The following is a 20998-nucleotide window of genomic DNA, read 5'->3' as shown; positions in this document are numbered from 1 at the left end:
GGGCGCCAGCAAGGAGCGCGACCAGGAGGCGCACGACGAACCGGTCTGGGCCCCAAGACCCACCCGGGCTCGATGGACGTCGTACCCGGTCGGTAGACTGGTTAGACAGCTGAGCAAGGGCTAGGAAGGAGGCGTGAGCATGTCGATGACCTCAACAGACGGTCTGATTCGTGTCTTCACCGAGGACGAGCTCCGCTCCCGCATGTCTGCGGTTGTGAACGAGCTTGAGCGTCGCTTCGGCAGCCTCGACCGGGCTCTTGAGCGCGAGCAGGACTGGGACTACGACGACGATGAGGCGCGCCTCTTCTCCGAGTACCACGCCGTCGCCTTCCTCCTGTCCGACTGATGGAGGGCCTTGCCGCCCAGACCGCGCGGAACATCCTTAACGGCGTCAACTTCTCGGGTCACTCAAGCGATACGACTCAGGTCAGGCCAGGTGGCCGGGGCCTGATGGGCCGGCACGGGCCGCTAAGAACTCAACGCGTCCGCCTCTGCGGAAAGTGGCACCCACAGGTCGTGCCGCTCCCAGCCCGGTGGTGCAGCGATACGCGAGAAGGGGACGAGGTCGTTGTCGGGGAACGACGTCAGAACCGCAGGCAGCCTCCCACGATCAGGAAGCCCTAGCTCATGACTGAGATATCGAATCAATGTGAGCTGACCAAAAGAACGATTGGTGACATCTCTAATGACATCGAGCCGTCCGTCTCCACTCAGTTTCGGCTTGATGTCGAAGCCTCTGTTGAATATGCGGGCATGATGCGCAGCCAGGTTGCGCAGGATGTTAAGACACTTGATCCACGACTCCATCTGAGGGGCGCTCATCCGACAGATTTCTGCGACGTCCTCACGCACATTCTCCGGGGCCATCCGATAGAGATTGGACAGCATCCCCCAGTCCATCAGTTCGACGGCGACCCATACCGGAACCTTGCTCTCGTATTGCTCTCTGTAGTGAGCCGCAAATTCTTCCTTCGACTTGTTGAGTGCTTGATCGAACCTGCGCTTCCAGACCTGATACTCGGTCTGACGTGGATTACGTTTTGAGGGACGTTTTGCGACGTGCCCCAGCGCGTCAGGACGGAGATGGATGAGAGGGTCGATCCTCCCAAGGTGATGTCCGACGAGCGCGCGTAATGCAAGCTCGATGGGAGCCAGATCCGCGAGGATCGCCGCCCGCAGCCGCTCATCAAACTCGTACAGGTCCATCACGAGGTCGAAGGAGGCTCCTTCGCGAAAGAACTCTCGCCCATTCTGTACATCACTGTCGACATCGCGCATCGTGTACCAGTACCCCGACAGGCGGTAGTAGTTGAGGGTTCTCAGTTCACGTTCGGCTCGCTCATGGTCCTCGATTCGCATGCCACGAGACTCCAGGATGATTCGCATGCCACGAGACTCCAGGATGATTCGCATGCCACGAGACTCCAGGATGATTCGCATGCCACGAGACTCCAGGATGGAGACCTGTTCCCTGTAGGTGCGAAACGGCTTGCATTCCGAGATGACGTCACCCACGTTCTTCCCTCTCGAAAAAAGACCGGCCCTGGACTACCCGACGATGCGGGTAGCGGAACCGGTCATGTTGATACAAGTCTACTCAACCCCCTCCTATCACGCAAGAGGGCGACGAGACTCATCAGGAATGCCCGCAAAGGGGGCTCGGTGCCTCACGTGGAACTGCCCGCGAATGAAGCGCCCTGGGTTTCGTTCCGTGGTTAGACGGTCGCGGGCGCGGTCGTCATGGGGTGAGTGTAGGACGCTTCGACTTCCGCGGGGGTGCGGTAGCCGAGAGCTTCGTGCAAGCGGTCATGGTTCCACCAGTGGACCCAGCCCATGGTGGCGATTTCGACCGCCTCGGTGGACTCCCAGATCCTGCGCTGGGAGTGGATCAATTCGGCCTTGAACAGGCCATTGACGGTCTCTGCGAGGGCGTTGTCGTAGGAGTCGCCGACGGTGCCGACTGATGCGGTGACGCCGGCGGTGATCAACGCGGCTGAGTAGGCCAGGGAGACGTATTGGGCTCCGCGGTCGCTGTGGTGGATCAGCCCGCTCTCACTGCGTACTGCGCCGCTGGTCAGCAGGGCATGTTCGAGCGCCAGCAGGGGCAGGCCCTCGGTGTGGAGGGTCGCAGCCACCGCCCAGCCGACGATCTTGCGGGTGCACACGTCGGTGATGGACGCGACGTAGCAGAACCCGGCGAGGATCCGCACGTAGGTGATGTCAGCGACCCACAGGCGGTTGGGCTGCTCCGCGGTGAAGCGCCGTTCGACGAGGTCCGGGCGGGCATCAGGCACCTGGGCAGGTCGTGTGGTGACTGGTTTCCGGCCCCGCCGCACCCCCTGCAGGCCAGCTGCTCGCATCAGGCGGGCGACCTGGTCACGGCCTACGTCCCAGCCGGCGCGGCGCATTGCGTGGTGCATCTTCCGCACCCCGTAGACGCTGTAGTTCTCGCTGTGGATCCGCCGGATCTCCGGCAGGAGGGCCTCATCCCGCAGCGCCCTGGCCGAGGCTGGACGCGCCTTGGCGGCCCGGTAGCCGCGGGACGTGATGAACCCACACTCCGTCGCGCTGAGCACACGGCAGATGGCCTCGACCCCGAACTGATCACGGTGCTCGTCGATGAACCGGATCATCTCGTCGTGGGGCGGTCGAGTTCCGCGGCGAAAACAGCTGAGGCTGCTTTGAGGATCTCGTTGGCGCGGTGGGCTTCAGCCAGCTCCCGGCGCAGGCGCCGGTTCTCCTCCTCGAGTGACTCGCCACGACCGGTGACCGGTTCGGTGGGGCCGTAGCGGTTGCACCAGATCCGTAAGGTCTCCAGGCCGACCCCCAGCTGGGGCGCGATGGCACGGATCGACTCTGCGCGCGGGCCTCCCTCGCGCGCCTGACGTTCGTAGACCAGCCGCACGGCGCGGTCACGCAGCTCGGGACTGAACTTCTTGGGCATACTCCGATTCTCCTTGCTGAGACTCGGAACAAAACCCAGGACGCTTCACGAAGTCCGTGGACCGTGGTGGGCATGGGAAGTGGGTTGTCGATGCAGGCCAGGGCCGAGATCACAGGCAGGTACGCCAAGGCGTACGCGAAGGCCTCAAAGAAGGACAAGGGTCGGATCCTTGACGAGGTCTGCGCGGTCACGGGCTGGAGCCGGGACAACGCGCGCCGACGCCTGGTGGCCGCGGCCAGGCGCCCACCGGACCACAGGAGATTGGGGCCCAGGGCCAGGGCCCGCAGGTACTCCTACGACGCTTTGAAGGTACTTCAACGGGTGTGGGCCGCCAGCGGCGGCCAGTGCGGTAAGTACCTCAAGGAGTCCACACCGCTGCCGCTGGACCTGCTGGAGGCGAGTGGTGAGCTCGACGACGAGCCGCGCTACAGCCCGACTGTCAGAAGTGAGTTGGAGGCCATGAGCGCACCCGACCATCGACCGCTACCTCGCCCCGGCACGCTCCACCGACCAGCTGCGGGGCAAGTCGACCACCAAGGCCGGCCCGTTGCTGCGCAGCTCCATCAAGACCCGCAAGGCCGTTGACGAGGCCGAGGCCGAGCCCGGGTTCCTCGAGGCCTGTCACCGTCGCCCACTGCGGGCCGACTTTCAAGGGAGAACTCGCCCGCACCATGAGCATGACCGATGTGCTCACGGGGTGGACCTTCACCCGCTCGATCCGCAACAACACTGAGAAGCACATCATCTCCGCCCTGAACGCTGCCGTGGACTGCCTGCCGTTGCCCGTCCTGGGCATGGACTTCGCAGGCGGCTCGGAGCTCATCAACCACGGCGTGGTGAAGTGGGCCGGGAACCTGGACACCTACTTCACCCGCTCGCGCCCCTACAGGAAGAACGACCAGGCCACCATCGAGTCGAAGAACAACCACCTGGTACGCCGCTACGCCTTCTACTACCGCTACGACACCAGCGCCGAACGCGAGGTCCTGGGCCGCCTGTGGGAGCAGGTCAACGTCAAGCCCAGCTTCCTGACTCCCACCCGTAAACCCGTCGGGTGGGGCACTGACAAGGCCGGCAGGCCGGGGCGCCTCTACGACGCCCCCCGCACCCCACTGGACCGGCTGCTGGACACCGACGCCCTGACCAAGACCCAGAAGACTGACCTGATCGCCTACCGCAACCAGCTCAACCCCGCCGCCATCACCCGCCGCATCGTCGAGCTCCAGGACGTCCTCATCCGCCTGGCCAAGGACAAGACCGACCAGCTCTACCTCACCCAGATCCCCAGCATCCTGCCCGACGTCCACAAAGGCGTACGACTCAGGAAAGCCTCCTGACCACAACCGGACTACGCGGGCACTCCTACATGAGGCACCGAAGACACTTCGCGGGCACCTTGACATGAGGCACCCCGGAGGGCGCCCCGATCGGCGCCCCCGCCGGCACTACATGCGTGCGCCGCAGCCTGAGCAGAAGGCGGCGTCCTCGGTCTCCAGGTAGCCGCAGGCCCGGCACCGCACCCGGATCTGCGGCTCGGCGTCACCGCGGGCAGCACCCAGCCCGGACAAGGCGGGAACCTCCTCCAGACGGTGCTGGTCCTGAGCGCCCTTCGAGCGGTTCCAGGCCTCGGCGTCACGCGCCTCACCCTGAGGGGAGAGGATGATGCCGGAGCCGGCCAGGCCCTTGCGCCCGACGTCCCGGAGCATCTTGCCCCCATTGATCATGAAGATCCCGACGATGGCCACGGGGAACATGATGAATCCCCGCTGGACGTGCGCGGAGATCATGGCGGGGTTGTGCCCCATGAAACCGAAGCTCAGTGCGATCGTGAAGAAGACGGACAGGAAGGCGAGCACCCCCAGGACCTGCAGCGCCCCGCCGCCGTAGTAGGCCCACTTGCGCCAGGGCTCCACGTCGTACTGGCGCGGACGGCCCCCGTTGTCGGCGTAGGGGGAGGGAGGGTGGTTGCTGCTCATGGGACTCCGTTCATGGGTGCGGACCGGGTCCCGCCCCGGCGCGCGCGTGAGGGCTGCTCGATGGTAGCCACACCAAACGGCACCCCGTCCATACCGACGTCGGTGGCCTTCAACGGACGGGTCGGCCCGCTATAGCATTCAGACCGGTATCGACGCCGAGTCGGCGAGGAGGCCTCATGCCCACGTGGTTGATGCAGGTACTTGACCTCGCGTGCCTCCTGCCCGTGGCGGCCATTGCGCTCGCTCTGCACGGCCGCTCATCGGATGGTCGGAGCACCGAGGCCCTCGTCATCAGCCAGGTGCTGGCCATCACGTACCCGGTCCTCGGCTACCTGGGGTTTCTGGGCGGCACCTTCGCCTGCGTCGTCGCCGCCGTCGCCGTCGTCCTGGCCGTGCCGCAGTGGCGGGTCGCCGCAGTCGAGGTCATCACCCTGGCTCTCGCCCTGGCCCTGACCGCTCCGGCCTCTGTGTCGGAGAGTCTCATCATCATGGCGACGGCGGTCCTCGCCACCGCCTGGGTGAGGGTCCTCACGGACCTCGACCACCGGGCGGCGGACAGGTCGACCCGGGCCGTGGTCATCGCTCAGGACCGCGAGCGCGCCCGCATCACCCGTGACCTGCACGACTCGATCGGCCAGGAGCTGTCGGCCCTGCGCCTGACCCTGGGCATGGTCGAGGACCACCCGGCCCTCGCCGGGCACGAGGACGCGGCGGCACTGCTCACCCGCGCCCAGGACCTCGTCACACAGGCCTACGCGGACCTGCGCACCGTCATCCGCGGCAACGTCTCCTCCTGCCTGGCCGTGGAGGCGGAGGTCCTGCGCTCCACGGCTGCCTTGGCGGGCATCGAGGTGCGCACTGAGGTGCCCGAGCCGGGCGTGCTGTCAGCCACGACCGAGACGGCTCTCGCCCAGGCACTGCGCGAGCTCGGTACGAATGCTGTGCGCCACTCGCGGGCCACCACGGTGACCGTCTCGGCGCTCAGGGACGACGACGGCGCCACCCGTCTGACAGTCACCGACAACGGACGCGGCCTGCGCACCCCGCACCTGCGTGCCGACCACGGTCTGGCGATGCTGCGACGCGCGATCGAGGGCCAGGGCGGGGACCTGCGCATCAGCTCCTCGGATTCGGGCACCGTCGTCGAGGTCACCCTGCCGGAGCTCACCGGCGGAGCCGACGTCGTCGGGGACGCCCAAAGCCCGCAGGAGGTCCAGGCATGAGCATCCGCGTCGCCGTCGTCGACGATCAGGTCCTCTTCGCTGAGACGCTGAGGACGCTGCTGGGCACCGACCCGGCCATCGAGGTGGTGGGGGTGGCCTCCTGCGGGCCCGAGCTCCTCGATCTCGTGCGCGCGCAGCCGGTCGATGTGGTCCTCGTCGACGTCGACATGCCCGGCATGAGCGGCCTCGACACGGTACGCGCCCTGGCGGGCATCCCTCAGGCCGCCACGGCACGCGTCATCATGCTGACCGTCGTCACCACCCCGGGGGTTGTGCGTGCGGCCCTCGACGCGAGGGTCGCCGGCTTCCTCGGCAAGGACGTCCATGCGCGCGACCTGCTGCGGGCGATTCGCACGGTTTCCGACGGCGGACGGGTCATCAGCGCCGAGCTGGCCGCCTCGGCGGCACTGCTGGGACCCAACCCTCTGACGGAGGCCGAGCAGCGGGTCCTGCGCTGCGTGCGTGAGGGTGCGGACACGGCGACGGCGGCCACGCGGCTGTTCCTGTCGTCCGGCACGGTGAAGAACCACCTGTCCCACGCGATCCAGAAGCTGGGCGTGCGCAACCGCACCGAGGCGGTGCGTCTGGCCCAGGACAACGGCTGGATCTGAGCCTTCGGCCCGGCCGCCCCATGACCGAGGTCATGCCCGGCGGGCCCCCGTTCCCGGGCGGGCCCCGCAACCTCCGGTGGGCTTGGTGGTCCCGGCACCATCCGATGGGCCTGGCGGGGCCCGGCCGCCCCATGACCGAGGTCATGCCCGGGTCGTGACGATGTCGATCGTGACGTGGCTCTCAGACGGCGAAGACTTGAGTCATCGGCAGGGCGCACGCCCTCCGGTTCTCATCCCTCACATGACAGGAGTCACTCATGAGCACCTTCGAGATCACCTCGCTGCAGACCGAGGAGGCCGCGGTCTCCGGGTGGACCGTCGCGGGCGCCGTCGCCGGCGTCGGCCTCGTCGCCCTCGCCTGCGACTGAGCCTCGGTTCGCACCGCGTTGTTCTACGACGTCGTCCGGGTGAAGGGAGGTGCGTTCCCATGTCCTACACGATCTCGACGGTCGCCGACGCCGTCGCCTGTGACGCAGGCGACGACTTCATCGTTGGCGTCTCCCTCGGCATCGCAGTCGGCAGCCTGTTCTTCTGCTGACACGCACGTCGGTTGCGGGGGTGGGGTCATCGCCACCCCCGCAACCGCCCGTTCCTCGCTCATCCACAACCCACAACAGGAGCCGTCATGACCCCCGCACCGGCAACAGTCACCGGACGTCGCACGATCCTCTCCCGCACCCCCAGCCTGTGGCCCCTGGTCATCTGGGTCCTCGCAACAGCCCTGTGCTTCAGCTTCCTGCCCGGCACCGTCTGGGGCATCGTCCGCTGGGGGCTCGGTGCCGCTCTTCTCATCGAGGTGATCCTCCTTGTCAGCCGCAAGCTCCGTCCTCAGGCCTGAGCGGATCGCCGTCGTCCCGCACGGAACGCAGAGCGTGGTCCGGTGCCGCAGGACCCGCCAGACCCTCATCCTGGGGCCGAAGGAGTCCCGCCTGGTGGCCACGTGCTCCGCACCACTGCACATCGACGACCTCAAGAGCGCCGTCCACGAGGACTTCTCCGGACGTGACGTCGAGAAGATCGTCGTGCTCCTGCGGGACCTGGGAGTCTTGCGCAGCGACGAGGCGCACCGCGCACGGCAGCGCCCCTGGTCCTTGCGCATCATCACCATCCCGTTGTCCGGCGCCGTACACCACCCTCGGGCGCTACGGGTCCTCGCCGACGCCATCAGTGTCGGCGGCATCCTGTCGACCGCTCTCAGCGCCTGGCTCATCGCCCGGCACGCACCGCAGGTGATCACCTCGCTGCTCAACCAGAGTTACCTGTCGGGGTCCTCCCTCCTGACCTACCTGCTGTCCATCCTCATCATCGGTTTCCTCCACGAGTCGAGCCATGCGGTCACAATCCAGGCCCGGGGCGGACACGTCTTCGAGACCGGCTTCTTCCTCATGTTCCTCATTCCGGCGTTCTACGTCGACGCCACCGGTATCTCCATGATCCGCACACGTATCGGCAGGATCCAGGCCTGGTGCGCCGGCCTGAGCATGCAGGCGATCCTGCTGCTCATCTCCCTGCTCGTGCTCATCACAGCACCCACCGCACCGCACTGGCTGCGCAGCTTCGTCCTGCTGGCCTCCTGCGTCAACATCGCCATGGTCCTGGCGAACCTCATCCCCATCATCAGGCTCGACGGCTATCGCGTCTTCTGCGAGATAGTCGGCGTGGACGACCTCCTCAGTCTGGGGCTGCCCGTCCTCATGAACCGACCGGTTCCCGCCAGCACCAGCGCGGTGCAGCGGGTCCTGGCAGGGTTCTTCACGGCGGTTACGGTTCTTCTCGTCCCCTGTCTCATCATCACGGCCGTGTCCATCGCCCTGCCCCACTGGACGGGAGTACCGGTGCAGGCCCTCGGACGGATCATGACCGGGCTTATGGCAACGGCAGTCGTCCTGTCCGTGCTCGTCCAGCTGGTGCGTCGTGTGCGACGGGCGGTGCGTCATGGCTGAGCTGTACTACTTCAACCCCTTCCGACCGCTCGTGGAACGAGGAGGGGAGCCGGGTCTGCTCTTGGGGTCCTCGCAGGTGCTGCCCCTGCCGGGTAGCGCATCACAGTGCTACGACGCCATCGTGCACGGCACCCCGGTGACGATGAAGGACGTCGTGAATGAGCTCGGCAACCACACCACCCGGGTGCTCCTCGACAACCATGTGCTGCTCGACTACGACCCCAGCGACGACGGGCTGCTATCGCGGACACGTGGGCTGCTGTCCCTCACCGGGGCCGAGTCGCAGCTCGAGACGCTCGCACACTCAACAGTCCTCATCCTCGGGGCCGGTGCCATCGGATCCCACGTCGCGTGGATCCTCGCGGCGCACGGCGTCGGAAGGCTCATCATTCTCGACGACGACGTCGTCGAGAGGTCCAACCTCAACCGACAGCTGCTGTACACACAGGACGACATCGACCGGCCGAAGGTCGAGGCACTGGCCGATCACCTCATGCGGTTGCGCGACGACCTGGGGGTGACGGGCCTGCGCCAGCACCTGACCAGCACGGACCAGTTGCGCGCTCTCATCCGGAAGTACCAGCCGACCGGGGTCGTCAAGGCGCTTGACACGCCGCACGACGTGACCCGCTGGATCAACACGGCCTGCGTGGAGGCGCGCATCCCCTACTCCACGGGCGGGTTCGTCCAGCTCGACGCCATCGTCGGGCCGACGTACGTCCCCGGAAGGACCCCCTGCCTGAGCTGCTACGAGACCCCGGTGGAGGAGACCCGGCTCATCGCCGGGCGGGGAGGGACCAGTTCCTCCGTCACCGAGTTCACTGCTGCACTCGTCGCCGACGAGATCATCCGTTCGCTCACCGGCACCACGCCCGTGGAGAACGGTCGTATGACCGTCCGTCACGGTGCCACCGGGCACATCGAGCACCGCCGGCTCAACCGCGTCACACACTGCCCTGTCTGCGGGTCCCACGCGGATGCCGTCGAGGACGGATGGTGGCGGACCCTCATGGTGCCGCTGTGGGCCACCGTCCTGTGCGCACTGCCGTTCCTCATCACTCTGCCGACGTGGTCGGTGAGACTGACGCTGGCGTACTGGAGCGCATGCACCCTCCTAACCACATTACTGCCGCGCAGGAACCGCGCCGCGATCGTCGCCGTCGTCGCCATCGTCTACGCCGCGATCAACTTTGCCATCACGCTGCGTTTCAACACGTCCCTGCTGGGGGTCTCCCATCTGCCCCTTGTCATCGCCGCAGCACGCGTCGTCGTCGACTTCATCATCATGTCCTGCCTGGCGGCGATGGTCTTCGTCGTCCTCGCAGCTATCGTCCAGAGCATCGAGCACGCCATCGGCAGGCACCTGCGTCCGCTGCGCATCACACAGGCGGTACGGGCATGAGCAGGTACATCACAGTGGAGGGGGTGCAGGCCTGCTACGGCAGCGTCGTCGCCCTCGACGACGTCAGCCTCAGCATCGAGCGCGGCCGTCCGCTCGCACTCCTGGGCCGCAACGGCGCGGGAAAGACGACTCTCCTGTCCACGCTCGCCGGTCTCGTCGTGCCCACGCGTGGACGCGTGCACGTCCCCCGGGGGCTGAGCGTCTCCTACCTTCCCGAGGAGCGCGGCGTGTACCCGTCCATGACGGTCACCGAGCACCTAAGGTACTTCTCCCGGATCTCCGGCGCAGGCGAGGCCGCTGCACGTCGCTGGTGCGAGGCCTTCGACCTGGTTCGGTACTCCGACTTCCGGGTGCGTGAGCTCTCCAAGGGCAACCAACAGCGTGTCCAGCTCGCCTGTGCCCTCATCGACGACCCCGACTGCGTCCTTCTCGACGAGCCGTTCTCCGGGCTCGATCCCATCGGCAAGACCCTCGTCAGCGAGGTTCTCGCGGACTACGCCCGCGACCACTGGGTCGTGCTGTCGGCGCACGACGTGCGCGCGATCGCAGAGATGGTCACCGACATCGCCTTCGTCCGCGACGGACGAATCGTCTGCACCGGGTCCGTGGAGGACCTGTGTGCCTCCTATGGGGGTCACCGGCTGACGGTCGAGCGTCCGGAGGCCGTCGCGGACGCCGTGGCGGGTGCGCCCGGTCTGTCCTGCTCCCGGACGGAGCAGGGCTGGCTTCAGGTCCACGGCCTCAAGGACTACACAAGCGCCGTCGCCCTCCTCGCAAAGGGCACGGACCCCGGGGGCTTCACGTGGGCCGCACCCAGCCTGTCAGAGCTCTACGTCCTCGTTCTCGGTCACCAGGAGGACCCATCATGACCACCACCAGTCACAGCCCCTCACGTCAGCTCCTCACCGTCGCTCGTGCCGCGCTCGTCGACATGCTCCGGTCCCAAACGCTCAGGATCGCCTCCGTTCTCATCCTGCTTGTGCTACCGGGCCTCACGTGCTGGCTTCGTACCAGCGACGCCGCAGCCGAGGTTCTCTCATCCGCGCAGAACCAGACCGAGGGTGTTCGGCTCGAGGCGTCGCAGCGCGGGCTCGTCGTCTCCCTGCTGCTGCTGTTCACCGTCTACATCTTCATCCTCGCCTGCGGGTCGATCATCACGACCTCCGTCGCCTTGGAACGCACGTCCCGTGTATCCGTCATGGTGTTTCGCCACGTCAACCCGCTGACCGTTGTCATGGCTCGACTGACGGCGCTCATGGTGGCGGTCACCGGCCTGCTCCTCGGTGTCGCCGCCGAGGCCGGTACGCTTGCGGCCCTGCACCAGCTGCCGCTCATCGGCCTGGCCCGCATGCTGGGTCTGACCTCGCTGTCAGCTGCACAGTGGGGCGTGGCTGCTGTGTGCGCTTGCGGCGGCGTCGTCCTCTTCGCGGTCCTTTACGCGGCTGTCGGGTTGTTCGTGCGTGAGCCGAGTCAACTGCAGTACGCACAGTTCCCGGTCTCTTTCGTGCTCGTCCTCGTCTTCGTGCTGTCCTACGTCGCCGTATTCAACCCGGGCTCGCCGGCCGCTGTCGTGGCCGCCCTGCTTCCGCTGTCGGCGCCAATGGTCGAGCCAGGCAGGATCGTGGCCGGCCAGGCCGCCCCCTTCGAGCCCTGGGCGTCAGCACTGGGTGTGCTCGCCCTGCTCGGCGTCGTCGCCGTGGTCATCGCACGTATCGTCGTGCCCAGGACCGTGGGCCGCTACAGCACGACGACGACCGGCACCCGACGCCACCACCCTCGCCACCGTCACTAAGTCGTCACCGAACCGTCAGACCTCACTGCTGAGCCAGTACCCACCTAGGAGAACAGTCATGACCCGCAACAACATCACTCAGTCCACCACCATCGACGAGTTGCGGCACACGATCCACCACTTGGAGGCGCGCGCCAACGCGACCCGTGTCGTCGCCGCAGTGCTCCTCGTCGTCCTCGGCGTCGCGGCGTCTCAGGACTTCCACGTGTTCCTCGTCTCGGGGGCGTGCCTGACGGTCCTGGTCGGCATCTTCGCCGTCGGCATCCCCACGCAGATCAGGCTCTTGCGCGCCCGCCGTCAGCTGACGGCTCTCCTGCGATGAGCGCCCTCGCAAGCGCTCCCCGCCGGATGACATCACCGTCCTCGGGAAAATACCACCCGCCTCCTGTCGACTCCGGTCCGGCAACACGGGCGCGAAGTGGACCAGAACGAGCGTCGGAGGTGGACCAGAGCGAGCATCCAAGGTGGACCAGAACGAGTACCAGACCCTGGTGACGCCTGCGATCCCCCACGTCGGTCCAGTCCACAGGGCGAACAGCAGCGGCCAGATTGGAGCATCTGATTCCTTGAGCCCGAACCGGGCTCGTTCCCTCCGGGAACCGGGCGTACCGCGACAAGGACGGCGTCGCCGTCGTCCCAGCAGCTCTGCTCGGCCCGTGAGCGGCGCGTCGCCCGCGCAGATCCCGCCCTCACCGCCCCCGCGCGGCCCACCACGAGCGCAGGGCCTGGCGGGCCAGCTCCTCGCCCAGCGGGCCCTTCTCCATGCGCAGGTCCATGAGGAAGCGGTAGGCCTCGCCGACCACCGGCCCGGGCTCGAGCCCCAGCTCCGCCATGATCTGCCCACCGTCCAGGTCCGGGCGGATGGCGGCCAGCTCCTCGGCCTCGGCAAGCTCCGCGATGCGCCGCTCGAGGTCGTCGTAGGCGGCGTCGAGCATCCGGGCCTTGCGCTTGTTGCGCGTCGTGACGTCGGCGCGGGTGAGCCGGTGCAGTCGCTCGAGCAGCGGGCCGGCGTCGGTGACGTAGCGGCGCACAGCCGAGTCGGACCAGCCAGCGTCGGCGTAGCCGTGGAAGCGCAGGTGCAGCTCCACCAGCCGTGCCACGTCCTTGACCGTCTGCTTGTCGAAGCGCAGGGCGGTCAGGCGCCTCTTGACCATGCGCGCGCCCACGTGGTCGTGGCCGTGGAAGGTGACCGTGCCATCGGGCAGGAACCGGCGCGTGGCGGGCTTGCCGACGTCGTGGAGGATCGCCGCCAGGCGCAGCACGAGGTCGGGTGCGGGAACGGGGCCGTCAGGGCCGGTCTCCATGTCCATGGCCTGGTCGAGGACGGTGAGAGTGTGCTCGTAGACGTCCTTGTGGCGCCGGTGCTCGTCCACTGTCTCCTGAAGGGCTGACAGCTCGGGCAGGACGACGTCGCACACTCCCGTGTGCACGAGCAGCTCGAGCCCCCGGCGCGGCCAGGGCGACAGGAGCAGGCGCTCGAGCTCGGCGCGCACCCGCTCGGCGGAGACGATCTCGAGCCGGCTGGCCATCTCGGTCATGGCGTCCATGACCTGGGGCTCGACGTCGAAACCGAGCTGGGCGGCGAAGCGGGCAGCGCGCATGATGCGCAGGGGGTCGTCGTCGAAGGACTGCACGGCGCTCACGGGGGTGCGCAGGACGCCGGCGGCCAGGTCCTCAAAGCCTCCACAGGGGTCGATGAGCTCGAGCTCGGGCAGGCGCAGCGCCATGGCGTTGACCGTGAAGTCACGGCGGGTGAGGTCGCCCTCGAGCGTGTCGCCGTAGGCGACGACGGGCTTGCGGCTGCCGACCTCGTACTCCTCGGTGCGGTAGGTCGTGACCTCGACGATGACCTCACCCTTGCGGGCACCGATGGTGCCGAACTCCTTGCCCACGTCCCAGCAGGCGTCGCCCCACTCCTTGAGGATGGCCTCGGTCTGCTCGGGGCGGGCCGAGGTCGTGCAGTCCAGGTCGTGGGGGGTGGCTCCGAGGAAGGCGTCGCGCACGGGCCCGCCGACGAGGGCGAGCTCGTGCCCGGCGCGCGCGAAGCGGTGACCCAGGGCGGCGAGAGAGGCCGGCAGGTGGGAGAGCGCCTCGCGGGCGGTGACAGTCAGGCCGGCCGCGTCGCGGACGAGGTCGGTGGCGGGGTGGGCCGGGCCCCCGGGCGGGACCTGCCGGGCCCGGTGGTCGGAGGCGCAGGTGCTCGTCGTCGTCTTCGGGTCACTCATCTGGACAAGGGTGCCATGTGGACCGGGCGGCGGCCGACCGACCTGGCTCGACCGCCTAGAGTGTCCTCCATGCCCAGCCATCGCACTCGCGGACCCCACGTCGGCTCCCAGCCGCGCCGGGCGAGTGCGCGCCACCTGCCCGTGGTCGATGAGACGAGCGCGGGCGGCCTGGTCATTGACGTCCAGGACGGCCGGGCCGTGACCGCTGTCATTGCGCGGCGCAACCGTGGTGGCCGCCTGGAGTGGTGCCTGCCCAAGGGCCACCTCGAGGGCGAGGAGACGGCCGAGCAGGCCGCGGTGCGTGAGATCGCGGAGGAGACGGGTATCACCGGCCGTGTCCTGCGGCACCTGGCAACCATCGACTACTGGTTCGCCGGTGACGACCACCGCGTCCACAAGGTGGTGCACCACTTCCTGCTGGAGGCGATCGGAGGCGAGCTGACGACCCGCAACGACCCGGACCACGAGGCGGAGGACGTCGCCTGGGTGGACCTGGACGAGGTCTCGCGCCGCCTGGCCTACCCGAATGAGAGGCGCATCGTCGCCGCCGCCCGCGAGATCCTCGTCGGGGACGGGTGAGGTCCATGGGGTGGCGCCTCCTGCGCGCCTGGGCGGCCCAAGCGGCTGCCGCGGTGCTTCTGGTGCCGACGGCGGTCGCCTCGCCCTGCGGTCAGGCGGCCCTCGCGCTACCCCTGGCCGGGGCGGCCTCCACCACCACCGCCCTGTCGCGGCCCAGCGCCTCGCTGCCCGACTCGGCCCCCTACGTCGAGGGCCAGGTGACCCTCTCGGTGGACTCGCTCCTGCCGGAGGTCCTCACCAGCGAGGAGTCCGTGACGATCACGGGCACGGTCACCAACGGCACCAGCACACCGGTGCACGAGGCCGGCCTCGTCGTGCAGGTGCAGACCCGCACCGAGGTGACGGTTGAGGACCTCGAGCTGTGGCTGACCCAGGACCACCGCACCCGGGTGAGCCAGGTGCGTGTCGAGGACACCGGGGACATCGCCCCCGGCGAGACGCGCTCCTTCTCGATCACGGTGCCGGCCAGCGACCTGCCCCTTGACGACACGGACCAGTGGGGCCCGCGTGGCGTCGAGGTCATCCTCACCGAGGGCTACGAGACCGTGGCGGCGGACCGCACGCTGCTGCTGTGGGACCCCGGCGCCTCCGTGCAGGCCTCCCGGGTGACCGCCGTCGTGCCGGTCGCAGCCTCCGGGGCCGAGATGACGGCCCTGCTGTCCTCCACCACCCTCGAGTCCTCGCCGGAGGCCTCGGCCGAGGACGCCCGGACGGTGACGGCGCTGCGCCAGCGGGTGACGGCACTGCTCGGCCTGGCCCGTGAGGGTGTCGTGCTCGCCATCGACCCCTCCCTGCTCCAGGCCCTGGGACTGGGGCAGGACGACGCGCAGGTGGAGGAGGCCGACGCCACCCCGGCCCCGGACTCCTCCACCGCCACGCAGGGGCCCGTCCCCACGACCAGCCCGACGGCGGATCCCACGGCACCCACCCCGGCCCCGACGGGGACCCCCACCTCCCAGCCCACGGGCGCCCCGGACTCCTCTACGGTGCTGCGCCAGGCCCGCACCGAGCTCACCCAGGCCCTGACGGCGGCGCTGGAGGCGGGCGACGTCGTCGTCCTGGCCTGGCAGGACGCGGACCTTGCCTCCCTGGCCCACCTCGGTGAGACGGACCTGGCCCAGAGCGCCCTCGCCCGCGCCAGCCACGAGGCCGCCGCACTGGACGAGTCCCTGGGCAGCGGGCTGGCTGCGGGCACGACGACGGCCCTGGCGGCCGGCCCGCTCGACGCTGCGACGCTGTCCCTCCTGCCGGAGACGGTCACCACCGTCATCGCCTCCCCGGGTGACCTGCCGGTGAGCGAGGAGCTGTTCTACACGCCCTCGGGCACGACGACGGTCAACGGGCGCACGGTGCTCGTGCCCGACCAGGACCTGTCGGAGGCGTCCTCGGGCACCGCGGCGGGTGTCGCGCTGTCCCGGCTCGACGCCCGCCAGCTGCTGCGCGCCGACACCGCCGTGCGGGTGCGCCAGGCTCCGAGCATGGGTCGCGACGTCGTCGTCGCCGTCAGCCGCGCCGAGGCAGCGACCCAGCCGGCCGAGGTCCTGGACGAGAGGCTGGAGGCCGTGCTGGGCTCCGGCTGGACGGTGCCGCAGGACCTGGGATCGCTCATCAGCTCCGCGCACGAGGACGAGTCCCAAGGCGAGCAGGTGGCGCGTGACCCGCTGCCAGAGGTGGCCCCGGGCGAGGGTGAGCTCACCGCCGCGGACCTGGCCGCAGCGAGGCAGGCCACGACGGTCCTGGAGTCGCTGGAGTCGGTCCTGTCAGACCCGCAGGCCGTCACGGGCGGGGCGACGCAGGTCGTCTCCGCCTGCACGTCGAGCGCCTGGCGCACGGACACGGCGGGCAGGAGCGCGTACACGGCTGCCGTCGTCGGCCTGAGGGACGCGGTGGCGGCGAGACTGGGTGCGGCGCCGTCATCCACGATCAACGTCATCGCGCAGTCCGCGGCCATGCCGGTGCGGGTCATGTCCTCCCTCGACCAGGACGTGACGGTGCGGGTGCACCTCAAGCCGAGCTCGACGCGCCTACAGGTCTCGCAGGACGTCGAGGTGACGGTCCCGGCGCACGGTGAGGCCACGGCAAGCGTTCCGATCACGGCGGTGGGCTCCGGTGAGGTCACGGTGACGATCGACCTGCTCGCCGCTGACGGCACGAGCGTGGGCACGCCGACGACGATCCTCACCCGGGTGCACGCGGACTGGGAGAACGTGGGCACACGGGTGGTCGCGGGCCTGCTGGTGCTCGTCCTCGTCGTCGGCATCATCCGGACGGTGCGTCGAGGCCGACGGCGGGCAGCGCCCGTGACCGAGCTCGCCCGGCCCTCCGTCAAGGACGGTGCCGGCGCGGGTGAGGGCGGCAGCGAGGAGACCGGACGCACACGGACCAGGACCGAGGGGGAGCAATGAGCACGCAGAGGTCCATCGCACGCTCGAGCGCGGTGATGGCAGCCGGGACGCTGGCCTCGCGCCTGCTCGGGCTGGTGCGCAACGCACTGCTCATCGCGGCCCTGGGGGCGACCGCCTCGGGCGCCGCCGATGCCTTCAACGTCGCCAACATGCTGCCCACCCAGCTGTACAACCTCATCATCGGCGGTGTCCTCAACGCGATCCTCGTGCCGCAGATCGTGCGCGTCATGCGCGAGCGCAACGGCGACGAGCTCGTCAACCGCCTGCTCACGGCGGCGGCCGCCATCATCGCCGCGCTCGCCGCGCTCCTGACCATCGCGGCGCCGCTGGTGGTCACGCTGTACGCCTCGGGCCTGGACCGCTGGCAGCCGCTGGCCTACGCCTTCGCCTTCTGGTGCATGCCGCAGGTCTTCTTCTACGGCCTGTACGCGCTGTGGGGCCAGGTGCTCAACGCCCGCCACAACTTCGGGCCCTACATGTGGGCGCCGGTGCTCAACAACATCGTCTCGATCATCGCGATCCTGGCCTACCTGCGCCTGTACGGCAGCTACACCCAGGGTCAGGACCCGGGTGTGTGGGACGCGGGCCGCATCGCCCTGGTCGGGGGCACGACGACGCTGGGCATCGCCCTTCAGGCCCTGGTCCTGTATGTGCCGCTGCGGCGCTCGGGCTTCCGTCCGCGTCTTGTGTGGGGCCTGAAGGGAACCGGCCTGGGCACGATGTCCAAGGTGGCCCTGTGGGCCCTGGTGGGCACCGCCGTCTCCTCACTGGGGGACCTGGCGGTGACGAACCTGGGGTCGCGGGCGGTGACGGCTGCCGAGTCAGCCCAGTACGCGGGAGTCATCGTGCCCTCGACGACGATGTACGCCAACGCGCTTCTCGTCTACATGCTGCCTCAGTCGCTGGTGACGGCCTCGGTCATCACCGCCTTGTTCACGCGTATGAGTGAGAAGGCCGCGGCCGGGGACAGGGACGGGGTACGTGACGACCTGTCCCTGGGCCTGCGCTCGGTGGGCGTGTTCACCGTCCTGTTCGCCGTCGGCATCGCCACCCTGTCCGCCCCGGCCCTGCAGCTCTTCGTCCCCTCACTGTCCCTGGCGCAGGCGACGGCGTCGGCCCCGATCCTCACCGTCCTGGCCCTGGGCATCCCCCTGCAGGGCATCTGGTTCACCACCCAACGGGTCATGCTGGCCTACGCCGACACCCGCAGGCTCGTGCGGGCCGACAGCGTGGTGGGAGGGGTCGGTGCCCTGGGCTGCGTGCTCGCCTACCTGCTGGCGCCCGCCGACCAGTGGATGATGTGGGCCGCGGTCGCCAACGTGGCGAGCCTGGCCGCGGCCTCGGCGGCGATCGTGCCCCTCCTGCGCCGGCACCTGCCGAGCCTGGACGGACGCCGGGTGGCCTCGACCTACGCGCGCCTGGTGGGTGCTGCCCTCGCCGCCTTCGTCGTCGGATGGGGGGTGCGCCAGCTCCTGGGGCCGACGGACGGGTCACTGACGGGCACCCGGGCGACGGACGCGCTCCTGACCGTGCTGCTGGCCGCCGTGCTCATGACGCTGACGTACCTGGCGGCAGCCAGGGTGGCGCGCGTGACGGAGCTGGGGGTCCTGTTCGGGCCTGTCTCGCGCCTCGTGCTCGCGGTGGGAGGCCTCCTGCCGGGCGGTGCGGGCCGAGGTCTCCAGCGCCTGGGCCGGGCGCTGGCGCTGCCGGCGGCCGGGGCAGCCGCGCCCTCACCCGCCGGGGCGGACGGACCCTCACCCGCCGGGCCAGCCGCGCCCTCACCCGGCCGGGCAGCCGCGGCCAGCCAGCGGGCCTCCCAGCCGGGAGCGCACGCGGATAGACTCAGTGCGCACGCCTCAACGGCGTCGGAGCACACGCACACGGAAGGGGGGCCCACTGTGGTCGCTGCCGGTCGCCCCAGCTCAGCGGGCGGCACGCCCCAGGGCACCCCTATCGGCACCGGCCGCTACCGCCTCCTCGGGACCCTGCCGACGACCCTCCCCCACGTCGTGCGCCACGCCGGACGGGACACGATCCTCGACCGCGACGTCACCGTCCTCGCCCTGACTGCCGCCACCCGCAACCGCCAGGAGGTCCTGTCCACGGCCGCGCGGGCCGTCCTCGTGGACGACCCGCGCACCCAGCGGGTCCTCGATGTCGAGCACACCGACCCTGGGCACATCATCACCGAGCCGGCCAGCGGCCGCACGCTCAGGGCGCTTGTGGAGACCGGCCTGCGCCCCGAGCAGGTGCGGGCGATCATCGGTGAGGCCGCCGAGGCCCTGGACGCCTGCTCCCGCCGCGGCCTGCACCACCTCAGCCTCTCCCCGGAGTCCGTGCGCCTGCGCCCCGACGGCACCGTCCAGCTCTCCGGCATCGGCATCGAGGCGGCGCTGCTGGGCCTGGACGACGCGGGCGAGGACCCGCTAGCGGCGGACCGCAGGGACGCCCACGCGCTCGTCGAGCTGCTCTACTACGGCCTCACGGGGCGTTGGCCGGGCAAGCGGGCCGGCATCGTCGCGGCCCCTGTGCACGCCGGCGCGCCCGTCGCCCCCTCGACCCTGGTGCCGGCCGTGGCCGACCAGCCGGACCTGGACGCCCTGGTGGCACGCACCTGGGGTGGGCCGCCACCCCAGTCCGCCGCCGAGGTGGCGCACGCCCTCAGGCCCTGGGACACCTCGGTGCTTCCCGTGGTCGAGGCCGCAGCGCCTGCCACCCCGCTCGGGGCGGGCCCGGACTCCCCCACACCCGCGCCCGCAGCAACCTCCAGCCTGCAGACGGCGCGTGCGGCCGTCACCAGGAGCCTCGCCCGGACCGCCTCACAGGCGGCCGCCGGTGCCGCGGGACTGCTCGCGCGCCTCAAGGCACTGTCCGCCTCCCGCGGCGTGCCCCCTGCCAGCGCCCTGCCTCCCGCTGAGGGACCCGACGTCGTGGGCGCTGGCCCCGTGGCCCACGGGGTGCAGGCCGCTGCCCTTGGCGACGAGGGCAGCACTGTCAGCCTGAGCACGCTGGCTCCACAGCTGGTCCACGAGGCCGGGACCGCGGACACCGGGCACCACCACGACCCTCAGGCGCCTGAGGACTGGTCCACGTGGCCGGCAGCCGGCGCGTCCGCTGCCCGCGACACGGCTCCGGCCGGTGCGCCCGCCGTCGGGGCGCCAGCCGCCCAGGAGCCGGAGCAGGCCCGTGGCCCCCGCCTGAGCCTGACGACCGCGGCGGTCATGGCGCTGGCGCTCGTGGCGGTCGTCGTCGGCGTCTACCTGGCCGTCAACAACCTCCTCCAGCTCGGTCGTGTCCCCATCGCTGACGAGGACGTGCCCGCAGCCCGCACAGTGCCCACGGCGATGACCACCGAGGAGCAGGTCGAGCCCAGCGCGCCGATCGTCATCAGCGGCGCCGAGTCCCTGGACCCCTACGACGACCGCAACGAGCACCCGGAGCTGGTCGGCAACCTCATCGACGGCGACCCCTCCACCGAGTGGTACTCGCGCTTTTACGCGGCCTCGTCGCTGGCCTGGAAACAGGGCATCGGTGTGGCTGTGAGGCTCGAGACCGCGACGCAGGTCTCCAGCATCGAGCTGCAGGGCACTGGCACGGGGGGCAACGTGCAGATCCGTGCGACGAGCCCCGAGGACCCCACCGGGGGCACGCTGCTGGCGCAGGGGCCGATGACCGCCGGCACGACGACCTTCACCTTCCCTGCGACCTCAACCGGATCGGTCGTCGTGTGGGTGACGGACCTGCCGACGGCGTCGGACGGACTGTTCAAGGTCACGATCACTGAGATCACGCTTCGATAAGATCGCCTGCGGGAATGTTTTTCTCTCATCACCGGTTCCTCAGGGTGATACTCAGGGGTACCCACATCGGAATCGCCCACGACGGCGTTCCAGGGCCC

17 protein-coding genes and 1 other annotated feature are annotated in these 20998 nt (G+C 69.4%); of the genes, 13 read left to right on the top strand and 4 right to left on the bottom strand.

The annotated features are described in order from the left end of the window. Window positions 1–133: 133 nt before the first annotated feature. Window positions 134–346, top strand: coding sequence for a hypothetical protein (locus ACSJJR_RS05605; protein ID WP_435942560.1), 213 nt, complete (start codon window positions 134–136; stop codon window positions 344–346). A gap of 122 nt (window positions 347–468) precedes the next feature. Here ACSJJR_RS05605 and ACSJJR_RS05600 read toward each other — a convergent pair whose 3' ends face one another. Next, entirely contained in the window at window positions 469–1440 is a 972-nt protein-coding gene (locus tag ACSJJR_RS05600) for an Abi family protein (protein ID WP_435942559.1), read from the bottom strand. Between the two features lie 275 nt (window positions 1441–1715). Then, a protein-coding gene (locus ACSJJR_RS05595; RefSeq protein ID WP_435942557.1) for an IS3 family transposase occupies window positions 1716–2944 on the bottom strand; the annotation gives its coding sequence in 2 pieces (ribosomal slippage) (window positions 1716–2668 and window positions 2668–2944; 1230 coding nt in all). Next, window positions 2539–2672 (bottom strand) — a sequence feature (AL1L pseudoknot). It overlaps the preceding gene by 134 nt. A gap of 671 nt (window positions 2945–3615) precedes the next feature. Here ACSJJR_RS05595 and ACSJJR_RS05590 point away from each other — a divergent pair. Further along, a complete protein-coding gene (locus ACSJJR_RS05590; RefSeq protein ID WP_435942556.1) occupies window positions 3616–4281 on the top strand; it encodes a hypothetical protein in 666 nt (221 codons plus the stop codon). A gap of 108 nt (window positions 4282–4389) precedes the next feature. Here ACSJJR_RS05590 and ACSJJR_RS05585 read toward each other — a convergent pair whose 3' ends face one another. Next, window positions 4390–4920, bottom strand: a complete 531-nt coding sequence (locus ACSJJR_RS05585) for a zinc ribbon domain-containing protein (RefSeq protein ID WP_435942554.1) — start codon at window positions 4918–4920, stop codon at window positions 4390–4392. Between the two features lie 176 nt (window positions 4921–5096). Here ACSJJR_RS05585 and ACSJJR_RS05580 point away from each other — a divergent pair, with 176 nt between their 5' ends. The 8 genes from ACSJJR_RS05580 (at window position 5097) to ACSJJR_RS05545 (ending at window position 12213) form a co-directional block, all read left to right on the top strand. Continuing rightward, window positions 5097–6143, top strand: a complete 1047-nt coding sequence (locus ACSJJR_RS05580) for a sensor histidine kinase (RefSeq protein ID WP_435942552.1) — start codon at window positions 5097–5099, stop codon at window positions 6141–6143. Continuing rightward, entirely contained in the window at window positions 6140–6754 is a 615-nt protein-coding gene (locus ACSJJR_RS05575) for a response regulator transcription factor (protein ID WP_435942551.1), read from the top strand. Before ACSJJR_RS05580 ends, ACSJJR_RS05575 begins: the two co-directional genes overlap by 4 nt. Window positions 6755–7379: 625 nt before the next feature. After that, window positions 7380–7592 carry a hypothetical protein gene (locus ACSJJR_RS05570; protein ID WP_435942549.1) on the top strand — a complete coding sequence of 71 codons (213 nt, stop codon included), beginning with the start codon at window positions 7380–7382 and terminating at the stop codon, window positions 7590–7592. Then, window positions 7561–8697 carry a hypothetical protein gene (locus ACSJJR_RS05565; protein ID WP_435942547.1) on the top strand — a complete coding sequence of 379 codons (1137 nt, stop codon included), beginning with the start codon at window positions 7561–7563 and terminating at the stop codon, window positions 8695–8697. The genes ACSJJR_RS05570 and ACSJJR_RS05565 overlap by 32 nt, the downstream gene beginning before the upstream one ends. Further along, on the top strand, window positions 8690–10099 hold the full coding sequence (locus ACSJJR_RS05560; protein WP_435942545.1) for a HesA/MoeB/ThiF family protein: 1410 nt from the start codon (window positions 8690–8692) through the stop codon (window positions 10097–10099). The genes ACSJJR_RS05565 and ACSJJR_RS05560 overlap by 8 nt, the downstream gene beginning before the upstream one ends. Next, complete coding sequence (locus ACSJJR_RS05555; RefSeq protein WP_435942543.1) at window positions 10096–10968, top strand: ABC transporter ATP-binding protein; 873 nt, start codon at window positions 10096–10098, stop codon at window positions 10966–10968. Before ACSJJR_RS05560 ends, ACSJJR_RS05555 begins: the two co-directional genes overlap by 4 nt. Continuing rightward, window positions 10965–11891, top strand: coding sequence for an ABC transporter permease (locus tag ACSJJR_RS05550; RefSeq protein WP_435942541.1), 927 nt, complete (start codon window positions 10965–10967; stop codon window positions 11889–11891). Before ACSJJR_RS05555 ends, ACSJJR_RS05550 begins: the two co-directional genes overlap by 4 nt. 58 nt (window positions 11892–11949) lie before the next feature. Next, on the top strand, window positions 11950–12213 hold the full coding sequence (locus ACSJJR_RS05545) for a hypothetical protein (protein WP_435942540.1): 264 nt from the start codon (window positions 11950–11952) through the stop codon (window positions 12211–12213). Window positions 12214–12580: 367 nt separating this feature from the next. Here ACSJJR_RS05545 and ACSJJR_RS05540 read toward each other — a convergent pair whose 3' ends face one another. Then, a complete protein-coding gene (locus tag ACSJJR_RS05540) occupies window positions 12581–14116 on the bottom strand; it encodes a CCA tRNA nucleotidyltransferase (RefSeq protein WP_435942539.1) in 1536 nt (511 codons plus the stop codon). A gap of 69 nt (window positions 14117–14185) precedes the next feature. Between ACSJJR_RS05540 and ACSJJR_RS05535 the strand changes: the two genes are divergently transcribed. The 3 genes from ACSJJR_RS05535 to ACSJJR_RS05525 are packed head-to-tail and all read left to right on the top strand — an operon-like array spanning window position 14186 to window position 20900. Beyond that, window positions 14186–14695 carry an NUDIX hydrolase gene (locus ACSJJR_RS05535; protein WP_435942537.1) on the top strand — a complete coding sequence of 170 codons (510 nt, stop codon included), beginning with the start codon at window positions 14186–14188 and terminating at the stop codon, window positions 14693–14695. Window positions 14696–14700: 5 nt separating this feature from the next. After that, on the top strand, window positions 14701–17100 hold the full coding sequence (locus ACSJJR_RS05530; protein WP_435942536.1) for a DUF6049 family protein: 2400 nt from the start codon (window positions 14701–14703) through the stop codon (window positions 17098–17100). Further along, window positions 17097–20900, top strand: a complete 3804-nt coding sequence (locus ACSJJR_RS05525; RefSeq protein ID WP_435942534.1) for a lipid II flippase MurJ — start codon at window positions 17097–17099, stop codon at window positions 20898–20900. The genes ACSJJR_RS05530 and ACSJJR_RS05525 overlap by 4 nt, the downstream gene beginning before the upstream one ends. Window positions 20901–20998: the final 98 nt, after the last annotated feature.

Source organism: Actinomyces sp. W5033 (assembly GCF_051303165.1).
This window is presented reverse-complemented; position numbering and strand designations above follow the sequence as displayed.